We start from the raw sequence: 21,186 nt of genomic DNA, 5'->3' as shown, positions 1-21,186 counted from the left end.
CGCAGTCGGGCCACGCCCGGAGATGCGTAATGGGTTTATCGGGATGGTCCGCAGGTTTTCCAACATTTCGGCATAGGTTTGTCGCTATCCCCCGCGCCGCAAGCCAGCGCTGGTTTACCGAAAGCGTCTTTCGCCATGAGATCCTCCTGGCATCATATTTCCATGATTTTTAAGGAATCTGACACAATCAGCTTCGGTTCCACCTGGCGCTGGATGTCCTTCGGGGTCAAGCCTTCCAGCAGCTCCACCAGCACCAGTCCGTCCGCGGTCACGTCAATTACGCACTGTTCCGTGACGATATGGTCGACACAGTGTTTGCCCGTCAGGGGATAACTGCAGGCGTTGACGATTTTCCGCGCGCCGTCTCTGGCGCACAGCTCCATGGTGATAATCACCTGCCGGGCGCCGTTCACCAGATCCATCGCCCCGCCCATGCCGAAAACCCGGCCGGGCTGCGCCCAATTGGCCAGATCGCCGTTTTGCGCCACCTGCAGGGCGCCCAGCACCGAGGCCGCCAGTTTGCCGGAGCGGACCAGCCCGAAGGATTCCGCGCTGTCGAATGCGCAGGCGCCGGGCACCGGCACAAAACGCATGCCGGTGGCATTGCAGAACCCTTCCACCGCCAGCAGTCCCGACGTCAGCGGACCCATGCCCACCAGACCGTTTTCGGTATGGAACATCACGCCGGGGGCGGCATAGTCGCCGCACAGGCTGGGAATGCCGATGCCCAGATTGACCACATCGCCGGCGGAAAAATACCCGGCGGCGCGTTTTGCTATCCTCAGACGGGCATTCATTTTTTTTCTCCTTGGGTTGTCAGGATCTTGTCCACATACACGCCGGGGGTAACGATGCGATCCACGCCGTACTCATCTACATCCACCAGCATGTCCGCGTCTACCAGGGTCATCTGCGCCGCCTTGGCCACCAGGGGATTAAAGTTACGCATGGTGCCGCGATAGGTCAGGTTTCCCAACGGATCGGCGGTGCGGGCGCGCACTAGGGCGATATCCGCCCGCAGCGCGGGTTTCCAGCAAAAACACTTCACCGTTCACGACCACCCGGTGTTTCCCCTCCTCCACCATGGTGCCCAGGCCGGTTTTGGTGAGAACGCCGCCCAATCCCGCTCCGCCGCAGCGGATGCGCTCCGCCAGGCTGCCCTGGGGCACCAGCTCCAGCTGGATTTTGCCGGTCTCCACCAGCGCCACGGTTTCGGTATTGCGGCCGATATGCGAGGCGATGAGCTTATCCACCAAACCATGATGAATCAGACGGCCGATGGTGAGGTCGGCGTCGCCGGAATCATTGGAAATCAGCGTAAAGTGCCTGGCGCCGCTGTCGATCACGCATTGGATAAGGTGATTGGGCACTCCGCAATTGGCGAACCCCCCGCAAATCAGCGTCTGGCCGTCTTCAAACAAGCCGGTGATTTCATCGGCGAAAGCAAATTTTCCCGGCATGATCAGCTCCTCGTCAGCAATACCGCCACGCCCTGGCCGCCGCCGACACAGAAGGTGATTACGGCGTTGTTCAGGTTGCGGCGTTTCATTTCATACAGGGTTTTCGCGGTCAGGATCGCCCCGGTGCCCGCCAGGGGATGCCCCAAGGCAATGGCGCCGCCGTTGGGATTGACCCGCGCGGGATCCATGCCGATTTCCCGGATACAAGCAATGGATTGGGCGGCGAAAGCCTCGTTCAACTCCCATAAATCAATATCGCCCACCGCCAGACCCGTCTGCTTCAAGAGCTTGGCGGTAGCGGGAACCGGCCCCAGCCCCATCAGGTTGGGATCCACTCCCGCCGCCGCATAACCGCGAAAGACCCCCAGGATCCGGCGGCCGCTTTTCTCCGCCAGCGAACGCTCCATCAGCACCATAGCCCCGGCGCCGTCGCTCATGGGAGAGCTGTTGCCGGCGGTCACCACGCCGTCCGTTCTGAAACTGGGCCGCAGGGAAGCCAGGGCTTCCAGGGAACAATCGGAGCGCAGCGGCTCATCGCGGGATACCGTGGTTAACCGGCCTTTTTTATCGGTTACGGGCACCGGTACGATCTGCTCGTCAAACCGGCCCGTCTGCCAGGCGGCGCTGGCCAACCGGTGGCTGCGCAGCGCGAACTCGTCAAGCTGGCGGCGGGTCAAACCATACTTGGCGGCCACATTTTCGGCGGTGATGCCCATGGGCGGATTGCCCAGGCTGTCCGGCGAGGTATGGATATCCACAAACCGCGGCGGTTGTACCGAATAGGCGCTATCGGTTTTTTCCAGCGACCAGGTACGGCGGGAATCGCTTTCCACCCCGCCGGCGATAATCACCTCGGCAAAACCGGCCATGATCTGGATGGCGCCATAGGCCAGCGCGTTCAGCGACGCGGCGCACTGGCGATCGAGGGTAATTCCCGGCACGGAAACCGGCAGCCCGGCTTCCAGCGCCACCATCCGCCCCATGTTATTGATTTCGCTATTCATCAGGTTGGCAAATATGACATCATCAATGCTTTCCGGCTCGATGTTCGCCCGCTTCACCGCTTCTTTGACGGCAAGGGCGCCCAAAATATGCGCCGGTACCGGCGCCAGCGCGCCGCGGCATTTGCCCACCGGGGTACGGACTGCGGATACTATGACTGCTTCTCTCATAACAACCTTCTTTTGCATGCCTGCGAGCCCCTCAGGAGGGGTCCGGCGATGGCCTTGTTCATAACGGCCGGAGCCCCAGCAGTTTCCTTGCCCGTTCCGGTGTAGCCACCTCTTTGCCGAACAGTCGGATCGCCTGTGCGGCGCGTTCAACCAATTGCGTATTGGACGCTTTTACGCCCTTGCTGAAATAGACGTTGTCTTCCAGACCCACGCGGACATGTCCGCCCAATGCTATGGCGGCGTACAGCATGGGCATATGGGCTTTGCCGACGCCGAACGCCGACCAGGTGGCGTCGGGGGGAATATGCCCGCAGAGATAAAGCAGGTTCTCCACCGTGGCGGGCATTCCCCGGCACCCCCAGGCAGAATTGGTAATGCAGCGGCCTGGACAGCTTGCCCTGCTGGACAAAATAGTCGGCGATGCCCAGCATGCCGGCATCGAAAATTTCCACTTCCGGTTTGATGCCCCGGCCGGTGAGCACCTCCCCCAGCGCACCTAAAAACTGCGGGGAATTGATAAATACGCCGCCGGGCATCCAGTTAAAGGAGCCCGCGTCCCAGGAAGCCATTTCGATTCCGTTCAGGTTGGCCACATGTTCCTGACGCTGCTTATCGCTGGCCCGATGGTCGCCGGACGTGGTGCAGTTGATAATCACATCGCAGTCATGGCGGTCGCGCAGCAGACGGATGGTTTCGGCGAATTTATTGCTGTCCATCGTCCCCAGGCCCCCGTCGTCGCGCATATGGAGATGAACGATGGCGGCGCCCCGCTGCCAGCAGCGGTAAGCATCGGCGGCGATCTCTTCCGGTGTCAGCGGGATATTTTCATTGATGTCTTTTGGTGTCACCGCGCCGGTCAATGCGGCGGAAATGATGACGTCGTTGCCAATATTCATGAACCTGTCCCGTTTACGAGTTGTATGAATTTTCTGCCGGTAAAAGGCGGCCCGGATGCACCGGCATCCGGGGCGTTACGCCCCGTTCCGGCCGATGACGGCCCGGTTACTTGATCTCATCTTCTTCCTGGCCGCCGTTGACACGCGGCCGGATAACCTTGCCTTTCTTCTCCGCCGCCTTGACCAGTTCGGCTTCTTCGTGCGCCCAATGCCAGTAATTGACTTCGTGGGGACTGTGCTCGGTAGCGGTCACGAACATTTCGGTGGAGAAGGCATTGCGAAGCTCATTGGCGATATCCTCCTTCCAGGCCTTCCGCAGCTGCTGGGTGGTGATGCGGCGGGTGACACGGGTACCGGTCCGCATGATGAGCTCGGCTATTTCCCTTGCTCTGGCATAGCAGGATTCCGTATCGGGGCAGATTTCGTTGACCATACCAAGGGCAAGGGCCTTGCGGGCGGTGATGATCTCGCCGGTCAGTTCCGCATAGGCATACCGCTTGCGGCCCATCAGCTCCCGCCAGGCAATGCCGATGCCGTCGCCGGGGACCATGTTGACCCGGAAGTGCATATCCGTGGTCCACGCATCTTCGGTACAAAGGGTAAGATCGCTGAAAAGCACCAGATCGGTGTGGAAAGCGGCGCCGTTCCATACGCCGATAGTGGGCACTTCCACATCGAACACCTGGCCTTCGATGTCATTTGTGCCGTCATAATATTGATATTCATACATCTTCCAGGCTTCTTCCGGCGCGGAGTTAAACTCGGTTGCGGGGCCCCAATTGCCCTTATCGTCAAGCCGGCCGATACCCTTCATAAAGTCCTTTCCCGTCCCGCCGAGGATGATGATCTCGTTGTCCGGATCCCTGCCGGCCCAGTCGAAAAAGTAATGAAGAGCCTGGTGCGCGGGCGCGCCCCACTGCAGGCTGTCGCCGTTGGTATGCAGCCGGGCTTCAAGAATTCCGTTTTCCCGTTTCATGGTGAAGCAATGTTTTAATTTTTCCGAATATTCCTCAAAACGCATATGGGGAATAGTGCCCAATTCCTTATGGGACATTTCTTTGCGTTTTCCGGCATCGGATTCATAATTGGCTTTAATCGCCATGGTTTACTCCTTTATGGCTTAACGAGAATTTATTAAAAGCAATCCAGGTTTAAGTGGTGTGAGTCACATTTTGCCCTGATGCTTTCTGGCAATAAAAACGTACCATTGCCCCCTGAACGGGGGAAATTCTTTTTATATTTTCGGTTATGCATTTCCCACATAACCATTTTTTTCGGCGTTTGATGAAAACGGAAATTTTCAATGAAAATATGTGACATCACTCACAAAAAATAAGATAAAAATTATTCAAATATTATTCACAAGGGGACCACGGGCCTTCTAATATAATTAAACCGCCCTGTAAAAATTCGGCTTAATGTAGTCTAAGGTATAACCGTGGAGTTTTAATTGATAATGGCAATTACATATATATGCGGCTGAGTAATTAAAATATATATATAATATAAACTTTAATTAGAGTTTGACTGCAATTGATAATTTCATTTATATAAATCTACGGAGGATGAGGGAGCAATATCTCAATTTATTGCTTTAAAAAATTCTTAAACTCTTTCAAAAATATGGCCACCGTGGGGTTGGTATTTTTATTATCCCAGACCAGTTCCAGATTGAACCAGCAGTCCTCTTCGGCAATGTCCAGCATGACGCAGTTCTGGCCCGCCAGATATCCCCGGTGCCTGGGCATCAGGAGCACCGCACGATCGGTGAATTCCAGGTTGAAACAGCAGGTCTTCAGATTGGGGTATTCCCTGTCCAGGGTGAAATTAATGTTATGGATGGTTAAAAATCGGGTGCTGTATTCATCGGACAGGGTAAATTCACGGGGATCAACCCGCATTATCGGCCATTCACCCACCTCACGCAGGGAAACGCTGCCGCGCCCCGCCAAGGGATGACATTTATTGACCACCGCACACAGCGGATCGGTTTGAAAAGGCAGCGTGCAAAATTTCGATTCATTGACCATAAAACTGGGCCGGATTAGAAATCCCATATCGCTGGTGTGGTTATCCAGTAAATCAAGGGCTTCATCCAGCTCGCTGTCGCGGCATTCTATAGCGATATCGCTATGTTTGGCGCGAAATTGCGTCAGGAAAGTTATCAAGACTTTCTGGATGGCTTCTCCCAGAAAAGTAATTGAGAGCCGGCGTCGGCTTTTACCGGTAAACGATTGGATCGCTGATACCGATGTTTCATATTGGAATAATATTTTGCTCGCTTCCTCAGAAAATAATTTCCCGGCGCTGGTCAGTTCAACCTTATGCGTGTCGCGTTTAAAGAAACTGACTTCAAAATATTCCTCCAAATATTTCATATGCCTGCTTAATACCGGCTGAGTGATATTCATTTTCTGCGCGGCTTTGCTAAAATTCAGTGTTTTCGACAATAATACAAATTCATGCAAAAGTTGTATTTCCACGATCGTTCTCTTTTCACTGAATAATACCTATTTTTATCATACCGAAAATTGACCGGCTAAACCGTGAGAGCCATCAAAAGGCTTGGCGTTAATGACGCTTTAGCCATGCTGTCTTGATGGCATGGCGCTGTCGCGGCGGCCCGGCGTGCATGGATCGTTATAATGTGGCCCTTAGCTAAAACAGGGCCTGATTGCCGCTGTCAGCGTAAAAACTTTCCTTCGAGACGGCGCATGCGGGCATCATCCTGCAATTCAATAATCTCTTTCACTGCGGGCAGCGTTTTATCCACTTCACGGATACCGCCGTCCCGGCGGATTTGCGAAAAAACGCTGCGCATGGCGCCCACCGCCGCGCGGATGGCGTGATTACCGTAAATCACGATACCCACCTTGCCCAGGGCGGCAATGTCGGCTTCGGTGAGCTGCGGATAGGCGGTGGGTACCAGCACCAAGGGAATGCTCCCCTGCCAGGCGGCGATAAAAGAGAGGATTTCATCCGGCGTGGTTTGCTTTGAGTGAATCAATACCGCATCGGCCCCCGCCTCCTGGTAGGCCAGGCCGCGTTTTTGCGCTTCCGCCTGGCCCAGGCCGGCTATCAGGGCTTCCACCCGGGCGATAACCATAAAATCCCGGTCATGCCGGGCGCTCACCGCCGCGGCCACCTTGCCCTGGAACTCGTCAACGCGCACCAGCTCCTGGCGGCCCTCGGCGCGCAGGCTGGTATCCTTGGGAAAGGTTTTGTCTTCAATGACGACAGCCGAGGCGCCGGCGGCCTCATACTGCGGAACCACATAGCTGACGTTTACCGCATTGCCGAAACCGGTATCGATATCGGCTATCAACGGAATGGCTGTTACCGATGCGATGGCGCGCATCATCTCCAGATGGGTCCCCATGGAAAGAATATTGGCATCGGGCACCGCATAGCTGGCGGACAGTTCGAAACCGCTGCCCCAAACGGCGTCGAAGCCCGCTTCTTCCGCCAGCTTCGCCGCCAGGGGATTATGAGCCGCCATGGCGGTAAGGAGTTTCCCGCCCGCGAGGGCGCCACGCAGGATTCGGTTTTTGGTCATCTGTCCGGCCGCTACATCGCTAACAATGAAAAGTTTTTATCATCCCGGCGAGGAAAGCGCAATGAAGTTAAACCCGCTGCGACAATATCACGTCCAGCAAGCCGGGGAAGCGGGTCTGCATATCTTCACGGCGCAGCTGATTCATATGGGTGGTGCCGACGTTTTGAGTATGGACCAGCCCGGCATCGCGCAAGACGCGGAAATGGTGGGAAACGCTGGATTTAGGACGGCCGCCGTCCAGTTCGCCGCAGCTGGCCTCCCCCTGGAGGGCCAGGCGCCGCACGATGTCCAGACGCAACGGATCGCTCAGGGCGTATAGCACGCGCTCGAGGACGAATTCATCGGCGGTAGGATGTTTGAAAGGTCTCATGGGCTAACTATACCTAAAAGGTTGCCTGAAATCCATTATTCGATTAATATCGAAATATAGAATTATCAGTAAATGCGATCCCACTTTTAAAAAGGAAGTCTTTATGTCAGCACTTTTTCAACCCTTCAAGCTTAAGGATGTCACACTTCGCAACCGCATCGCCGTCCCGCCGATGTGCATGTACTCCGCCGATGACGGCCTGATCAACGATTGGCATCAGGTACATCTGGCCGCCCTGGCCCGCGGCGGCGCCGGACTGGTTGTGGTGGAAGCCACCGCCGTTGCGCCGGAAGGCCGTATCACCCCGGATGCGCCGGCATCTGGAACGACAAGCTGGCGCAGGCCTTTGTCCCGGTGGTAAAAGCCATCAAAGCGGCGGGAGCGGTACCCGGCATCCAGATAGGACACGCGGGCGTAAAGCCAGCTCAATCGTCCCTGGGAAGGAGACGATCATATCGCCGACAGCGATCCACGCGGCTGGCAGACCATCGCGCCGTCCGCGATAGCCTTCGGCGCCAATTTACCCAAGCAGCCCAAAGCTATGACCCTGGAGGATATCGCCCGGGTACGCAACGATTTCGTCGCGGCGGCCCGCCGTGCCCGCGACGCCGGTTTTGAATGGCTGGAGCTGCATTTCGCCCATGGCTATCTGGGCCAGAGTTTCTTCTCCACGCACTCCAACCAGCGCCACGACCAGTACGGCGGCAGCTTGGAAAACCGCAGCCGTTTCCTGCTGGAAACCCTGGCGGCAGTGCGTGAAGTCTGGCCGGAAAATCTGCCGCTCACCGCCCGTTTCGGCGTCATTGAATTCGACGGCCGCGACGAGGAAACCCTCACCGAGTCCATCGAATTAACCCGCCGATTCAAAGCCACCGGGCTGGATCTGCTCAGCGTCAGCATCGGGTTTTCAACACCTGACGCCAACATTCCCTGGGGACCGGCGTTTATGGGCCCCATCGCGCAGCGGGTGCGGGAAGAAACCGGCATTCCGGTAGCTTCCGCCTGGGGGTTCGGCACGCCTGAACTGGCTGAAAAGGCCGTCGCCGAAGGCCAGCTGGATCTGGTGCTGGTGGGCAAAGCACATCTGGCCAATCCGCACTGGGCCTACTATGCCGCCCGCGAACTGGGTATCGATCGACCGTCCTGGACCCTGCCGGCGCCTTATGCCCACTGGCTGGAAAGATACTGATCGTCACGTCCCGGCGCGGGCTTTGCCCGTTCAGCTCAACTCCCCCACGTCGGGGGAGTTGCTCAGATTATGACTCAACCCTCACCTTTCGTTCGCCGGGATATTGTGCCCATATCTGGCGCCAAACGATGGACCTGTCTCGAAGAAAACTTCGCGGTGGCGCGCATTGCCATAAAAAAACTAGGCATTAACCACAATAATGCCAAGCTTTTCCAATAGTTGAGTCTGCTGCCAACTGTCGATTTTCACCCCGTCAAGATTCACCTTGCGCAAATTCAAATCACCGAGATCGGAATGGGTTAAATCGCAGTGAGTAAAATTCGCCGATGACCACTCTATATGGCCGAATTCACTTTCCGACATATCGGAACCGCTGAAATTCGCGCCCAGAATATTTGCTTCGCTCCAGCGATTTCCCGTCAGTTGGCATTTTTCCAGCACAACGTTTTGGAAATTGGCATAGCTGAAATTATTTTTCGTCAAAGAGGCGCTGCAAAAAAAGCTGCGGCTGGTGAGCCTGTTCATAAAGCTGGCGCCGCGAAAATCAGCCCCCTGCCCCTTGCATTCCAACATTTCACATCCCAGGGCCTCGGTATTCCTGAAGTCGGCCATGGTTAAATCACAATGGCTAAAACAGGTTTCCTTGATATTGGCTCCCTGAAAGGAGCAGCCGGTCCGCTGCTGATCATCGTAAAACGAGCAGTGCATAAACTGACATTCCGACAAATCCGCCTGGTCAAAGCGGCAGCGAAGAAAATGGCAATTCTGGATGATGCCACTCGTCAATTGCCCACGGCTTATTTTTTGTTCGGTAAAAGTGGTATTCTGAATCATGTTAAGACCCTGTAAATAACCGCAGTGTTATTTTCAGACATAATCCTAACAGAAAGCCACCGGTCCACGGCAATCCAATGATAAAATCAGCATAACCCTTGCTGTTGTATCGAAAAAACGGCCGGTCCCGGATTAGCTGAAGCCGCTGTTTGACGACGCTGAGCGAAGCCATCAGGTCTCTATGATAATATTATGCGATTACCCTCCTCGCACTATCGCCTCCACCAATGCTTAACCGGACTTATCAAAGAGTGTTTTCTGAAAGAGCGCTACCCCTTCATCGTGTTAACTTCATTTTGTCATTTCAGAGGTTGAAATAAGTCAGCCGCAATGGCATTGGCAAGGGAGTGTCATCAATGAATTTTACCATTGATCGTGCAAGCTCGATGGCGGAACGCCTTTCCGGTATCGGCACCGGTTTGGCAAGAGACGAAGCCACCTCACCTCAAGGTATCCTTGAGCATATTCTCAATTTTTTTACCTTTGGCTACCTGAGCAGGCAGCGCGCCGAGGCATATGATGCGTTCGCTGAAGCCTTGGCCACCTCACTTTACCTTGCGTCCCCAGACGGCGCTTCCTGTAAAATTCCGGCAAGGCTGGTGGTGGATTTCGCCGGCTATACCGTTACGTTCACCCTGCCGGACGACGATCCTTATGAATCGAGTCCCGTCATTATCGACGTGAGCAAGGACGACAAATCTATCCAGTCGGAAGTAAAGAGAAAAATGTATTGCCGCAGCAGCACCGGTTTACTGATACGACGGCGGGCCGGTCTTCCCCATAACGCCGTAATCTTAACGGACCGAGGGCATATAGACCTGGGAGGCGTTGACCTGAGCGGGGTCAATCTGTGCGAAGCCGACCTGCGAGGGGCGAACCTGCGCGATGCCAATCTGCGCGGGGCCAATCTCAGTAGAGCCAGCCTCTGGACAGCCGACATGCAAGGATGTGACCTGAGCGAGGCCAATCTGAGTGAAGCCGATCTGGGCGGCACCGATCTCAGAGGAGCCGACCTGAGCGGGACTATTCTGAGCAGGGCTAAATTTTGCGGTTCCGATCTGAGTGAATCTGACCTGAGCGGGCTCGATCTGAGGGGAGCCGACCTGAGCTGGGCTCAACTGAGAGTGGCTAAGCTAAGCAGAATCAACCTGGACGGGGCCTTCCTGAGCAAAACAGATTTCAGCGGAGCTGACATGAGGAGAGCCCATCTGAGGGAGACGTTCCTTTGCAATGCCGATTTAAGCGGTGCTGACCTTGCCGGCGCTGACCTGAGGGGTGCCGATCTCAGGGGGGCCGACCTTGCCGGCGCCGATCTGACGGACGCTGATCTGACAGGCGCTGACCTGTCGGATACGGTCTTAGTGGATGCACACTTCAGGGAAACTGTCCCGGAAGAGGCCGAACCGGATGGTGCACAACCGGTGTCACTGAATAAAACCCTCTCTGACGGCGGAGTGATTGCCTCACACTCGCCCGCGACAACTATTTATCGATAATCCCGTCGGAAAGCAGCCAGGATAAGGCAATCAAATGATAAAATCAGCTTTATACCTGCTGTTCTATAGCTGACTGACAGCGAAAAATAGCCGTATCGGTAAAACCGAGGAGACAACGTGGATAATAATACATCCGGCATTAACTTTACCGCCGCCCAGGCCCTGGATAAGCTGGAGTCGCTGTATGACGGCGCGGTAACGGCGCTGCGCGAAGCCATCAAGGATTTCATCAAGGACGGCCGGCTACCGAACGAACAGGCGCGGGCCGCGGGACTGTTTGCTTATCCCGAACTGCGCGTCAACTGGGACGGGGTTTCCCAAGGCCATCCCAAGAACCGGGCTTACGGCCGTTTCGCCCGTCCGGGCTGCTACACCACCACCATTACCCGTCCACGGCTGTTTCGGCATTATCTGACCCACCAGTTGGAGATGCTGGAGGGCGAATACGCCGCCAGTATCGAGGTGCTGCCGTCGCATCATGAAATTCCCTTTCCTTATGTCATCGACGGTTCCGACCTGGCTCTTGACCGCTCCATGAGCGCCGGCATCGCGCAGCATTTTCCCACCACGGAGCTGTCGCAAATCGGCGATGAGACCGCCGACGGGTTATTTACCTATGCCAAGAACTTTCCGTTATCCCATTTCGACGCCCTGCGCACCGATTTTTCCCTGGCCCGTCTTAAGCACTATACCGGCACGCCGGTGGACCATTTCCAGCCGTTCATCCTGTTCACCAACTACACCCGCTATGTGGATGAATTCGTACGCTGGGCCTGCAGCCAGATTGCCGACCCCGACAGCCCGTATGAGGCGCTGTCCTGCGCCGGGGGCACCTATGTCACCGCCGAGACATTGAATCCCGGGCAAGCGGTTTCCGATCTGGCCTGGAAAAATCATCAGATGCCCGCTTACCATCTTATTTCAAGGCGGGGACGGGGCATCACGCTGGTGAACATCGGCGTCGGACCGTCCAACGCCAAGACCATTTGCGATCACCTTGCGGTCCTGCGTCCCCACGCCTGGCTGATGATCGGCCACTGCGGCGGTCTGCGGGAGAGCCAGATGATAGGCGACTATGTGCTGGCGCACGCTTACCTGCGCGACGATCACGTGCTGGACGCGGTGTTGCCGCCGGATATTCCCATTCCCAGCATCGCCGAAGTGCAGCGCGCCCTGTATGACGCGACCAAAACCATCAGCGCCATGCCGGGGGATGAGGTGAAGCAGCGCCTGCGCACCGGCACCGTGGTCACTACCGACGATCGGAACTGGGAGCTGCGCTATTCCGCCTCGGCGCTGCGTTTTAACCTCAGCCGCGCGGTGGCGGTGGACATGGAGAGCGCCACCATTGCCGCCCAGGGTTACCGCTTCCGGGTACCTTACGGCACGCTGCTGTGCGTTTCGGACAAGCCGCTGCACGGCGAAATCAAGCTGCCCGGCCAGGCGAACCGTTTCTATGACGGCGCCATCTCCGAGCACCTGCAGATAGGCATCCACGCCATCGAACTGCTGCGCGCGGAAGGCGATCAATTACATTCCCGCAAGCTTCGCACCTTCAACGAGCCGCCGTTTCGGTAGAGGCCCGATATTACCACCCGCCGGAAAAGCAGCGTGATGATATTCCGGCGGGGAGTCCCCCCAGCGTTAACGCCGCCCGCGAAAGAGTACTGCGGTAATCCTCCGGCATTCAATCCAGCCTGATACCCGACGCCTGCTAAATATGTGACGGGCGTCTTATTTCCATTCAAGAATACTTGTATGGAAGAATGGAAGTAGTATTTTTAACCTATTGCTCTAGGTTAATAAAGTAAGGAAATCGACCCTCATGAAAAGTGTAGTCATCAATAAGCCGGGCGAGCTGGTTTTGCAGCAGCGGGACATACCGCAACCCGCCGCCGGTGAAGTCCGGATTAAAATTCGTTCCGCCAGTATTTGCGGTTCCGATGTGCATATTTGGCGCGGGCATAATCCCTTCGCCCGCTATCCCCGGGTTATCGGCCACGAATTTTTCGGCGTAATTGACGCGGTCGGGGCGGGAGCGGACAGCCGGCGCATCGGCGAACGGGTCGCGGTGGACCCGGTGGTCAGCTGCGGCCACTGCTACCCCTGTTCGGTGGGCCGCCCTAACGTCTGCGCCTCTTTGCAGGTGATTGGCGTACACCGCGACGGCGGTTTCAGCGAGTATGCCTGCGCCCCGGCGGAAAACGCCTATCTCCTGCCCGCCGCCATTCCCGATGAGGTGGCGAGCCTGGTGGAACCCTTCACCATCGCCGCCAATATCACCGCCTTTCTCAAGCCCACGACGCGGGACGTGGCGCTGGTATATGGCGCCGGGCCCATGGGGCTGACGGTTGTCCAGGTGCTAAAAGGCGTCTATGACGTGAGCCGGGTGATCGTGGTAGACCGCATTCCGCAGCGCCTGGCGCTGGCCCGTGCCAGCGGAGCCGACCTGACGCTGGATAACGGCACCACGCCGCTGGCGGAACTGCTAAACGGCGAGCAGCCGACTCTGATAGTGGATGCCGCCTGCCATCCGTCCATTCTGCCCGAAGCCGTGGCGCTGGCCTCCCCCGCCGCCCGCATCGGCCTGCTGGGGTTCTCCGGCGACCCTTGCACGGTGACGCAGCAAAGCCTCACCAGCAAGGAGATTTCGCTGTTCACCTCGCGGCTGAACAGTAAGCGATTCCCGGCGGTCATCGACTGGATGACGCGCGGCATTATCGCGCCGGCCAAGCTGGTGACCCATTCCCTGCCCCTGGCGCAGATAGAAGAGGCGATGACTATCTTTGAACAAGATCCGCAGCGCTGCTGCAAGGTGATTCTGACTGTCGGCTGATACGCTTCGTGCGGTATACGCCGCCTCGGTGCCCTAAATTCTTCATAAGAACCGGAGTTGCTATGTTTCGTAACTTACGCTGGACGATCGTTTTCCTGTTATTCCTGGTCTACATGATCAATTACATCGACAGGGTTGCATTGTCGATAACCGTTCCGATGATAGAAAAAGACCTAACCATTAACGCTGAACAGTTCGGCCTGATCTTCGGCAGCTTCTTTTTTGGTTATGCCTTATTCAACTTTCTCGGCAGCCTGGCGACGGACCGATTCGGTCCCAAGCTGGTGATGGGACTGGCGGTGACGCTCTGGTCCATATTTTGCGGATTGACCGCCTTCGCCACCGGCTTCTGGTCGATGATGATCCTGCGGGTACTGTTCGGCATGGCGGAGGGACCTATCTGCGCCTCAGCCAATAAAACCATCAATGGCTGGTTTCCGAAGAAACAGGCGGCAACGGCCATGGGTTTTCTCAGCGCCGGTTCGCCGCTGGGCGGCGCGGTAAGCGGGCCAATCGTGGGTTATCTGGCCCTGGCGTTCGGCTGGCGTCCGGCTTTTATAGCGATTTGCGTCATCGGCCTGGTGTGGATGGCCGGCTGGCTGTTCTTCGCCGCGGACAATCCGTCCCGCAGCAAACGGGTCAGCGAAGAGGAACGGCTGCTGGTAAACCAGATGAAAGCGGAAGTCATCAGCGCAGACGAAGAACTGGCCCAATCGGCCCACGGCCTGGGATATTACCTGCGCCAGCCGATTATCCTGGTCACCGCCTTCGCCTTCTTCTGTTATAACTACATTCTGTTTTTCTTCCTGAGCTGGTTCCCCAGCTATCTGGTACAGGCCCATAACCTGAACATCAAGGAAATGAGCCTCACCACGATGATTCCTTGGATTGTGGGGTTCGTAGGTTTGGCGCTGGGGGGATGGATTTCCGACAGAATTTTTCAGTTAACCGGCCGCCTGCTGCTCTCGCGCAAAATCGTGCTGGTGGTGTCGTTATTCGCGGCGGCGATTTGCGTGGCGCTGGCGGGCATGGTGAGCAGCGTGGTGCCGGCAGTGGTGCTGATGTCGGTGTCGATTTTCTTTCTTTATATCACCGGCGCCATTTACTGGGCCATTATCCAGGACGTGGTGCATAAAAGCCGGGTAGGGGGCGCAAGCGGTTTTATCCATCTTATCGGCAGCGTGTCCGGTATCGTGGGCCCGGTCGCCACCGGCTATATCGTACAGCATACCGGCAAATTCGACAGCGCCTTCGTGCTGGCGGGGGTGGTAGCCGCCCTGGGCGCCCTGCTGGTATTGGTAGTGATCAAACCGCCAAAGCATCAAGGCAACCCGGTCTCCGCCTCCTGATCCCTATGGGCGAACGGCTCCCGTCGAGCCGTCCGCCTTTCGCCTGATCGCTTCCCGTCCACCCTAAACGTCAAAATGACTGGCGCTGGCCTTCACTCCTCTTTAGACTTATCGAATTCTTCTACGCCTACATAAAAATGAAATACTTATGCCCCTTAGTCGAGACATCACCGCCTACGAATCAGTGAGTAAACAGATCTACCGTTTCTTACGCCTAGATATTGTCTCCTGCACCATTCATCCTGGCTCGACCTTGTCGGAAAACGAGATTTCCTCCCGGTACAAAATTTCCCGCCAGCCGGTGCGCGAAGCCTTTATCAAACTGGCGGAAACCGGCCTGGTGCAGATACTGCCGCAGCGCGGCACCTTTGTACGCAAGATATCCGCCCGCCATGTGGCCGACGGCCGCTTTATCCGTGAAGCCATCGAAACAGCGGTGGTCCGGCGGGCGGCGGCAGAGGCCAAACCCGAGGACATCGCCCGATTGAACGGGATGATACATCAGCAAACATTGGCGGCGGAAAAAGACGATCCTTACGAATTCCTCCTGCTGGATGATGAATTCCATCGCGGACTGGCGCAAAGCGTTCACTGCGAACTGGCATGGGAAACCATTGAGAATATCAAAGCCGGCATGGACAGGGTGCGCTTTCTTACCCTGAGCAAGGAGTCGCCGCCGGCGAGCCTGATTAAGCAGCATAGCCGCATCCTCGATGCCATTATCGCCGGCGACGCCGACGCCGCCGAGCTGGCGATGCATCAGCACTTAAAAGAGATGATTTTCTCCCTGACCCAGGTCGCGGAGCGCTATCACCACTGGTTTGAAGAAGACCCGCAAGACCTGTAACCGCAGGCCAGGCCCGCCATCACCGATCGCGCAGCAAGCGTGTTAAAGGGAGAGCGCGCCGATGGGGTCGGCGCGGGCATGGTTTTACCGCCCGCCGAAGCGCCCCATGGCACGCCAGGCCCGCCATCACCGAACGCGCAGCAAGCGTGTTAAAGGGAGAGCGCGCCGATGGGGTCGGCGCGGGCGTGGTTTTACCGCCCGCCGAAGCGCCCCATGGCACGCTAGGCCCGCCATCACCGATCGCGCAGCAAACGTGTTAAAGGGAGAGCGCGCCGATGGGGTCGACGCGGGCGTGGTTTTACCGCCCGCCGAAGCGCCCCATGGCACGCCAGGCCCGCCATCACCGAACGCGCACCGGGCCAGTTACAGGTAGCGTGAGGCGCCGCCAAACGATTATACTCGTGTTTTATTTATACTAGCGGGCAATAAGTAACATGCGATTAAGCCAGGTTGTACGGAGCGGTCCGGGGCAATATATCTGCGAAGAGGGAGCCTTACGGTATTTACCGGAAAAATTAACCCATTTCCAACGCCCCTATATCATAGCCGGCAAACACGCCTATGCCGCGTTCCAACGGTTCATGCCGGAAAAATTGACTATCCCGGTGCTGTTTTACGATGAAACCGCCAGCCATGAAGATATGCAGCGGCTGTCACAACTGGCGCCGGACGCGGATGTGATTATCGGCATCGGCGGCGGACGCGCGCTGGACACCGCCAAAGGCACCGCCGAACTCCTGAACGTGGAAAATATCCTTATTCCGACGGTCATGGGCACCTGTTCAGCCTATACCCCTCTCTCCGCGGTCTATCACCCCGACCACACCTTCAAACAGGTGGATTATTACCACCGCGCCGCCCACCTGGTGCTGCTGGATTTATCGTTACTGATAACCTCCCCCAAAGCGTACTTTGTCGGCGGAATCGGCGACACCCTGGCAAAATGGTACGAAGCCGAAGCCATTACCCGCAAATACCCCCGGGACAGTTTGCCGCTGTTCGTAACCATGGGACTGGCAGCGGCGAAAACCACCCTGGATACCCTGCTTGCGGACACACCGGCGGCATTGGCCGACATGGACGCGGGCCGGGTTACCCCTGCCTTCCAGCGGGTTGCCGAGGCGGTAGTTGCCGTCGCCGGCATGGTGGGCGGCTGCGGCGGAGAATATGGCCGCATGGCGGGTGCCCACGCTATTCACAACGCCCTGAGCTATCTGCCGGAAACTCATGAAATACTGCACGGCGTGAAAGTGGCCTACGGCATACTGGTGCAACTGGTCACCACCGGCGATGCGGACGTGGTGAAAAAACTCATGCCCTTTTATAGAAAAAACGGATTTCCCTACAATTTTGCCTCATTGGGCATTACCACCGATCGTGAAACGGCGATAGCCACCCTGGCGGAATTCGCCGCCGGCAGGCAGGAAACCTTCGTGCTGGCGGTTGACGCCGTCTCGCCGGAGCACATCGCGGCGGCCATCCGCCAGGTAGAGGAAATCGCCCGGCAGGTTTCCACCGAATAACCCCGCGCACGGGCGGCTGACAAGCCTACCCAGCGCCAACAGGCCCGGCCCGCGGAACCGGGCCGTTATTGCGAGAGGTTGATAATGGTCCGCACGTTCTGGGCGCTGGTGGCGATGATATTGATGGCCCCGGTGCGCAGGGCGCCCAGTATCGCCAGCGCCTTGGTATTCTCTGAAGCAATGGCGATCACGCAGGGAATATTCCGTAACTCCTCGATGCTCAGGCCTATCACCCGATCGCTCATCACCGTATCCACATGAATCCCCTGGGCATTAAAGAAATCATAACCGGCAATATCGCCGATAACGCCCTGGTTGAGATTGGCATCGATAATCTCATGGGGAGTAAACCAGCCCAGCTTGACCATATAGCTGTTTTCATTCATATCACCGATGCCCACCAGGGCGATATCGGCTTTACGAGCGCGATCAAGAGTATCCTTGATCGTACCGTTTTGCATGAACGCCTGTTTAAGGGCGCGATTTTCCACATAGGCCGGCGCATAAAGCGTTTCGCTGATGCCGCCGAATTTCCTGGCCATCCGACGACTGATATGATCGGCGTTAATGGCATCTCCGGGCCGATGGGTCCCGCCGATGCCGCAGATAAACCGGCAATTTTTTTCCGGCACCTGCCCGATATGATCCGCCACGGCCGAAACGTTACGGCCCTGTCCCACCGTCAGCACCATATTGTCTTTCAACGTCAGCGCCAGAAAATTCGCCACCAGGGCCGCCACCTGGCGACGCTGTTCGTCCTCGTCCTGGTAATCAAGCGCAATCAGCGCGCGGCTGATGGGGAAACGCTCCTTCATCTGCTGCTCAAGCCTGGAGCTGAACACCGGATGATAGCGGACGGTTATTTCGACGATGCCCTCTTCCCGGGCGCGTTTAAGCAGACGACCAACCTTGATGCGGGAAATGCCGAATTTATTTGCTATCTCTTCCTGGGTGATCTCGTCTTGATAATAAGCAACGGCAATCTCGGTCAGTAGTTCATTATCTTGGAATATCGTTTGTTTTTCCATCTATCACCCGTTTCCTCATGACAAGCCTGCATCTTCTAATCCCTCATCCATTGTGAAAGAGGGAATAGAAAATCACAAGCCCGCTTTTATACCGACGCTACACCGCCACCGACGCCAATCGTCGCTCCACCGTATCGGCCAGCTGGGTCAATAGCAGGCAACAGGAGACCGCACCGGCATCCAGCACACCGCGCGAACGCTCTCCCAAACGGCTGGCACGGCCTATTTTGGCCACCAGATCCCGGGTGGAGTCGCGTCCCTGGGCCGCGTTGAGTTTCAGCTGCGCCAGCGCCTGGCTGAAGCTGTCGCCCTGCAGCACGGAACGTTCAAAACCGTCCACCGCCGGGATCAGGGTATCCATCAGGCATTTATCGCCGACGCCGGCGCTGCTGATATCCTGCAATCCGGTCAAGCCGCCGCGCAGCATGGCCGCAAACGCCGCCTTATCCAGAGACGGCTTATCCCGCACACTGTCCGCCATGCCCATAAAGAGACTGCCGTACAGCGGCCCCATGGATCCCCCGATACCTTCCATCAACGCGTCGGACAGGGCATCGAAGGCCTGCGCCAGGGTCAGCGATTTGCCGTTGATGGCCTTGCCGCATAAGGTGAAACCTTTGGACATATTGATGCCGTGATCGCCATCGCCAATCGCGCCGTCGATTTCACTGAGGTACTCCCGGTTACCGACGATCACATTCACCAGATCCGCTACGATCTCGCTACCATACTGCGTTGAAATCTGCTCTGCCATAATTTATTCCACCTGGGTCAAACCCAACGATTGGGCCGGTACATCGATAAGGGCTTTCAGTTCATCATCCAGCTTCATCACCGTCAGCGTCACCCCCATCATTTCCAGCGAGGTAAAATAGTTGCCCACATAACGGCGATGGATAGCCACTCCGCGAGCGCTCAGACGCTTTTCAATCTCGGCGTAGTAGATATACAGCTCCATAACAGGCGTTGCGCCGAGGCCGGAAATCAGCAGCGCCACCTCATCCCCTTTGCCCAGGGGCCGGTCGTTGAGCACCAGATTGAGCATGGTCTCCGCCATGGCGGACGCGGATTGGATGGGAGAAATTTCCACCCCGGCTCCCCGTGATGGCCGATGCCGATCTCCATCGTGCCGTCTTCGATAAAGAAATCGGGCTTACCCACCGCCGGAATGGTGCAGGAACTTAAGCCGATACCGATGGAGCGGCACTGGTCAATGGCTTTCTGCGCCGCCGCTATTACCCCATCCAGGTCATAGCCTTTCGCCGCCGCCGCAGCGCCGACTTTCCACATCAGGATTTCCCCCGCCACGCCGCGCCGTTTTTCCTTTTCACTGGCGGGCGCGGACGCCACGTCGTCGTTGGCTACCACGGTCTTGACCGCGATGCCCGCCGCGGTGGCTTTTTTAATGGCCATTTTGACGTTCATGTTATCGCCGGCATAGTTGCCGTACAGGCAGGCGACCCCCGCGCCGCCATCGGCGGATTTGAACGCATCCAGAAAAGCGCCGGCGGTGGGAGAGGAAAAAATCTCGCCTATTGCCACCGCATCAAGGAGATTTTTGCCCACATAGCCCAGGAAAGCGGGCTCATGGCCGCTGCCGCCGCCGGTTACTATACCCACTTTGCCGGCAATAGGCGCGGCCGGCGTTTTCAGCACTCGGGGATTTTCGGTGGCGGTGTAATATTCCGGGTAGGCTTTCAGGAATCCCTGCAGGGCATCTTCCACCACCTGATCCGGATCGTTAATAATCCTGTTCATCTTGACCTCATCTTCGCCTGAAGGTTAACTCATTGAATGGTATAGCCGCCGTCCACCACCAGATTGGCGCCCGTGATCATACTGGCGGCATCGCTGGCGAGAAACAGCGCGCTGGCGGCAATATCCTGCGGTTCGGCGAAACGCCGCAGCGGGATTTTCCGCTTCATTTCCTCCGCCACCTCTCCCGACCAGGCTTTACGCCCCAGTTCGGTGAGCACCACGGTGGGAGAAATGGCGTTGACGCGCACGTTATGCGGTCCCCATTCCAATGCCAGCACCTGGGTCAGGCTGATGACGCCGCCTTTACTGGCGCAATAGGCCAGATGATTAGGCAATGCCACTACGCCGGCCTGAGACGCCATGTTGATGATGCTGCCGCTGCCCTGAGCGATAAAATGGGCGCCCACCGTCTGGCTGGCGAGAAATACCCCTTTGAGATTTACCGCCATCGTGCGGTCCCAGAACTCTTCCGACAGTTCTTCCGCCGGTTGCAGCGCGACAATCCCCGCGCTGTTCACCAGAATATCGAGGTGGCCGAAATGTTCCTTGGCCTGGGCCACTGCCTGTTGCACCGAAGCCTTGCTGGTAACATCGGTATGAATGCCCATGGCATGATGTTCGCTGAGCTGCTGTGCTATACCGGCTACGTCCGCCGCGAAGTCCAGCAGGGCCACCCGGGCGCCGTTTTGCAAAAAGCGTTCGGCGATGGCGTGTCCGATGCCCGCCGCTCCGCCGGTAATAAGGGCCACTTTGCCCCGCAGTGATAATTCACCTTGTCTTTCTTTTTGACCGTTCGTCATATGTTCCTCCTAGAAACCAGGCCTATACCCGTCATCTTTCAGCAACGTGAAATCGCTTGGATATATTCATTA

General features: G+C 56.9%; 16 protein-coding genes and 4 pseudogenes. 7 read left to right on the top strand and 13 right to left on the bottom strand.

What is annotated here, in order from left to right; translation table 11 throughout:
• Positions 1-152: 152 nt before the first annotated feature.
• The 8 genes and pseudogenes from GTU79_RS10380 to GTU79_RS10345 all read right to left on the bottom strand — a co-directional run bounded on the left by GTU79_RS10380 (position 153) and on the right by GTU79_RS10345 (position 7,454).
• Positions 153-797, bottom strand: coding sequence for a CoA-transferase (locus tag GTU79_RS10380; protein WP_132922286.1), 645 nt, complete (start codon positions 795-797; stop codon positions 153-155).
• A pseudogene (locus GTU79_RS10375) lies at positions 794-1,460 on the bottom strand (CoA transferase subunit A). The gene GTU79_RS10380 and the pseudogene GTU79_RS10375 overlap by 4 nt, the downstream one beginning before the upstream one ends.
• Positions 1,461-1,462: 2 nt before the next feature.
• Positions 1,463-2,632 (bottom strand): thiolase family protein, encoded by a 1,170-nt coding sequence (locus GTU79_RS10370; RefSeq protein ID WP_203521985.1) that lies wholly within the window; start codon positions 2,630-2,632, stop codon positions 1,463-1,465.
• 58 nt (positions 2,633-2,690) lie between these two features.
• A pseudogene (locus GTU79_RS10365) lies at positions 2,691-3,528 on the bottom strand (beta-keto acid cleavage family enzyme).
• A 106-nt stretch (positions 3,529-3,634) separates the two neighbouring features.
• Complete coding sequence (locus GTU79_RS10360; protein ID WP_132922290.1) at positions 3,635-4,630, bottom strand: enoyl-CoA hydratase/isomerase family protein; 996 nt, start codon at positions 4,628-4,630, stop codon at positions 3,635-3,637.
• Positions 4,631-5,114: 484 nt separating this feature from the next.
• Positions 5,115-6,011, bottom strand: coding sequence for a LysR family transcriptional regulator (locus tag GTU79_RS10355; RefSeq protein WP_203521987.1), 897 nt, complete (start codon positions 6,009-6,011; stop codon positions 5,115-5,117).
• A 200-nt stretch (positions 6,012-6,211) separates the two neighbouring features.
• Positions 6,212-7,084 carry a phosphonopyruvate hydrolase gene (locus GTU79_RS10350; RefSeq protein WP_203521988.1) on the bottom strand — a complete coding sequence of 291 codons (873 nt, stop codon included), beginning with the start codon at positions 7,082-7,084 and terminating at the stop codon, positions 6,212-6,214.
• A gap of 67 nt (positions 7,085-7,151) precedes the next feature.
• Positions 7,152-7,454: an ArsR/SmtB family transcription factor gene (locus GTU79_RS10345; protein ID WP_132922293.1), complete on the bottom strand. Its 303-nt coding sequence runs from the start codon at positions 7,452-7,454 to the stop codon at positions 7,152-7,154.
• A 103-nt stretch (positions 7,455-7,557) separates the two neighbouring features.
• Between GTU79_RS10345 and GTU79_RS10340 the strand changes: the two are divergent.
• Positions 7,558-8,643 (top strand): annotated as a pseudogene (locus tag GTU79_RS10340) (NADH:flavin oxidoreductase/NADH oxidase).
• 180 nt (positions 8,644-8,823) lie between these two features.
• Here the strand turns inward: GTU79_RS10340 and GTU79_RS10335 are convergent.
• Positions 8,824-9,477 carry a Qnr family pentapeptide repeat protein gene (locus GTU79_RS10335; RefSeq protein ID WP_203521989.1) on the bottom strand — a complete coding sequence of 218 codons (654 nt, stop codon included), beginning with the start codon at positions 9,475-9,477 and terminating at the stop codon, positions 8,824-8,826.
• A gap of 356 nt (positions 9,478-9,833) precedes the next feature.
• Between GTU79_RS10335 and GTU79_RS10330 the strand changes: the two genes are divergently transcribed.
• The 6 genes from GTU79_RS10330 (at position 9,834) to GTU79_RS10305 (ending at position 17,528) form a co-directional block, all read left to right on the top strand.
• Positions 9,834-10,973 (top strand): pentapeptide repeat-containing protein, encoded by a 1,140-nt coding sequence (locus GTU79_RS10330; RefSeq protein ID WP_203521990.1) that lies wholly within the window; start codon positions 9,834-9,836, stop codon positions 10,971-10,973.
• A gap of 117 nt (positions 10,974-11,090) precedes the next feature.
• Positions 11,091-12,551 (top strand): AMP nucleosidase, encoded by a 1,461-nt coding sequence (locus tag GTU79_RS10325; protein ID WP_203521991.1) that lies wholly within the window; start codon positions 11,091-11,093, stop codon positions 12,549-12,551.
• Positions 12,552-12,798: 247 nt separating this feature from the next.
• Positions 12,799-13,809, top strand: a complete 1,011-nt coding sequence (locus GTU79_RS10320) for a Zn-dependent oxidoreductase (RefSeq protein ID WP_203521992.1) — start codon at positions 12,799-12,801, stop codon at positions 13,807-13,809.
• A gap of 62 nt (positions 13,810-13,871) precedes the next feature.
• Positions 13,872-15,158: an MFS transporter gene (locus GTU79_RS10315; RefSeq protein ID WP_214513889.1), complete on the top strand. Its 1,287-nt coding sequence runs from the start codon at positions 13,872-13,874 to the stop codon at positions 15,156-15,158.
• A 148-nt stretch (positions 15,159-15,306) separates the two neighbouring features.
• Positions 15,307-16,005 carry a GntR family transcriptional regulator gene (locus tag GTU79_RS10310; protein ID WP_132922299.1) on the top strand — a complete coding sequence of 233 codons (699 nt, stop codon included), beginning with the start codon at positions 15,307-15,309 and terminating at the stop codon, positions 16,003-16,005.
• A 434-nt stretch (positions 16,006-16,439) separates the two neighbouring features.
• Entirely contained in the window at positions 16,440-17,528 is a 1,089-nt protein-coding gene (locus GTU79_RS10305) for an iron-containing alcohol dehydrogenase family protein (protein ID WP_203521993.1), read from the top strand.
• 65 nt (positions 17,529-17,593) lie between these two features.
• Here GTU79_RS10305 and GTU79_RS10300 read toward each other — a convergent pair whose 3' ends face one another.
• From GTU79_RS10300 to GTU79_RS10285, 4 genes and pseudogenes are all read right to left on the bottom strand, one after another.
• On the bottom strand, positions 17,594-18,556 hold the full coding sequence (locus tag GTU79_RS10300; protein WP_132922301.1) for a sugar-binding transcriptional regulator: 963 nt from the start codon (positions 18,554-18,556) through the stop codon (positions 17,594-17,596).
• A 97-nt stretch (positions 18,557-18,653) separates the two neighbouring features.
• The gene (gene dhaL, locus GTU79_RS10295; protein WP_132922302.1) at positions 18,654-19,310 is read right to left on the bottom strand and encodes a dihydroxyacetone kinase subunit DhaL; all 657 of its coding nucleotides are present in this window, start codon (positions 19,308-19,310) and stop codon (positions 18,654-18,656) included.
• A gap of 3 nt (positions 19,311-19,313) precedes the next feature.
• Positions 19,314-20,314, bottom strand: a pseudogene (locus GTU79_RS10290) (dihydroxyacetone kinase subunit DhaK).
• A 29-nt stretch (positions 20,315-20,343) separates the two neighbouring features.
• The gene (locus tag GTU79_RS10285) at positions 20,344-21,114 is read right to left on the bottom strand and encodes an SDR family oxidoreductase (RefSeq protein ID WP_203521994.1); all 771 of its coding nucleotides are present in this window, start codon (positions 21,112-21,114) and stop codon (positions 20,344-20,346) included.
• Positions 21,115-21,186: the final 72 nt, after the last annotated feature.

It is taken from the genome of Sodalis ligni (assembly GCF_016865525.2).
Lineage (GTDB): Bacteria > Pseudomonadota > Gammaproteobacteria > Enterobacterales > Enterobacteriaceae > Acerihabitans > Acerihabitans ligni.
This window is presented reverse-complemented; position numbering and strand designations above follow the sequence as displayed.

Bases quoted from the DNA above. Each gene is read 5' to 3' on its own strand.
- GTU79_RS10380 (WP_132922286.1), bottom strand. From the start codon at position 797: ATGAATGCCCGTCTGAGGATAGCAAAACGCGCCGCCGGGTATTTTTCC.
- GTU79_RS10370 (WP_203521985.1), bottom strand. From the start codon at position 2,632: ATGAGAGAAGCAGTCATAGTATCCGCAGTCCGTACCCCGGTGGGCAAA.
- GTU79_RS10360 (WP_132922290.1), bottom strand. From the start codon at position 4,630: ATGGCGATTAAAGCCAATTATGAATCCGATGCCGGAAAACGCAAAGAA.
- GTU79_RS10350 (WP_203521988.1), bottom strand. From the start codon at position 7,084: ATGACCAAAAACCGAATCCTGCGTGGCGCCCTCGCGGGCGGGAAACTC.
- GTU79_RS10345 (WP_132922293.1), bottom strand. From the start codon at position 7,454: ATGAGACCTTTCAAACATCCTACCGCCGATGAATTCGTCCTCGAGCGC.
- GTU79_RS10335 (WP_203521989.1), bottom strand. From the start codon at position 9,477: ATGATTCAGAATACCACTTTTACCGAACAAAAAATAAGCCGTGGGCAA.
- GTU79_RS10330 (WP_203521990.1), top strand. From the start codon at position 9,834: ATGAATTTTACCATTGATCGTGCAAGCTCGATGGCGGAACGCCTTTCC.
- GTU79_RS10320 (WP_203521992.1), top strand. From the start codon at position 12,799: ATGAAAAGTGTAGTCATCAATAAGCCGGGCGAGCTGGTTTTGCAGCAG.
- GTU79_RS10315 (WP_214513889.1), top strand. From the start codon at position 13,872: ATGTTTCGTAACTTACGCTGGACGATCGTTTTCCTGTTATTCCTGGTC.
- GTU79_RS10310 (WP_132922299.1), top strand. From the start codon at position 15,307: ATGCCCCTTAGTCGAGACATCACCGCCTACGAATCAGTGAGTAAACAG.
- GTU79_RS10305 (WP_203521993.1), top strand. From the start codon at position 16,440: ATGCGATTAAGCCAGGTTGTACGGAGCGGTCCGGGGCAATATATCTGC.
- GTU79_RS10300 (WP_132922301.1), bottom strand. From the start codon at position 18,556: ATGGAAAAACAAACGATATTCCAAGATAATGAACTACTGACCGAGATT.
- dhaL (WP_132922302.1), bottom strand. From the start codon at position 19,310: ATGGCAGAGCAGATTTCAACGCAGTATGGTAGCGAGATCGTAGCGGAT.
- GTU79_RS10285 (WP_203521994.1), bottom strand. From the start codon at position 21,114: ATGACGAACGGTCAAAAAGAAAGACAAGGTGAATTATCACTGCGGGGC.